This window comes from Caballeronia terrestris, assembly GCF_001544515.1.
GTDB classification, from domain to species: Bacteria; Pseudomonadota; Gammaproteobacteria; order Burkholderiales; family Burkholderiaceae; genus Caballeronia; species Caballeronia terrestris.
This window is the reverse complement of record NZ_FCOL02000500.1, coordinates 1-970: the sequence shown is the minus strand read 5'-3', so window position 1 is coordinate 970 and position 970 is coordinate 1. Positions and strand designations below refer to the sequence as shown.

The following is a 970-nucleotide window of genomic DNA, read 5'->3' as shown; positions in this document are numbered from 1 at the left end:
CGCCAGACAACCCTCTTCATGAAACGTCAGCCATAAACCTGTGCCCACCTCCCACTACCGCGTCAGCGGTTTAGTACTTTAGTGTTAATGCGTAAAATGTCGCTCATCCGAATGGTCCCTTTGATATTTGGCACGAAGATAGGCACTCTTCCTGTGATACGGCCTTCACAGCTGGTTCGCAGCAAACAATTCAAGCTGCTCCAAGCGAATCACCGATTCGCTTTTCGACGTCCGCATTGAGGGGGTAGAAACAGGCAACTGAGTGAGAAGTACTCATCGCTCCAAGCGCCGGAATTTGCAATGCGCACTCGGGCCGGGCTCGCGTACAACGCGGATGGAACGTGCAACCCGATGGTAGGTTCGTAGGAGCTGGTATCTCACCTTTGATTTTTGTGAGTGTGATTCGCGCTTTTGGATCGGGCAAGGGAGACGAATCACGTAACACCCGAGTATAGGGATGCAAAGGATGATCCAAAACTTGGCCCGACAGACCCTGCTCGATGATACGGCCGAGATACATAACACAGACAGTGTCACAAAAATGACGAACGACCCCAAGGTCATGGGAAACAAATACAAACGAAAGTCCGCGATCCCGCTTTAGTCGCTCCAACAGCTCCAGGATCTGCGCTTGTACCGAAACGTCCAATGCCGATACCGGCTCATCAGCAATGATGATCTCCGGATCGAGCACAAGCGCGCGTGCTATGCCAATGCGCTGGCGCTGTCCGCCTGAAAACTCGTGTGGGAATCGGTCTAGCGCCGATTGCGGGAGCCCCACTTCTTCAATCGCACGCTGCACTTTTTGCGCGATGGCCTGTCGACTGCCGGCCTTGTGTACGCGGAGCGGCTCCGAGAGCGACTGGCGGACGGTTCGACGCGGGTTCAGAGAAGCGTAGGGGTCTTGGAACACGATCTGCATTCTGCGGCGTAAGCTTCTTAACCGCGCGCCCTTTGCTTCTCTAATGCT

The 970-nt window shown here is 54.4% G+C and carries 1 protein-coding gene; it reads right to left on the bottom strand.

Annotation, left to right across the window (positions count from 1 at the left end; all coding sequences use genetic code 11):
* Positions 1-190 precede the first annotated feature (190 nt).
* A partial coding sequence (locus AWB67_RS38555) for an oligopeptide/dipeptide ABC transporter ATP-binding protein (protein ID WP_125477899.1) occupies positions 191-970 on the bottom strand: 780 nt, incomplete at its 5' end.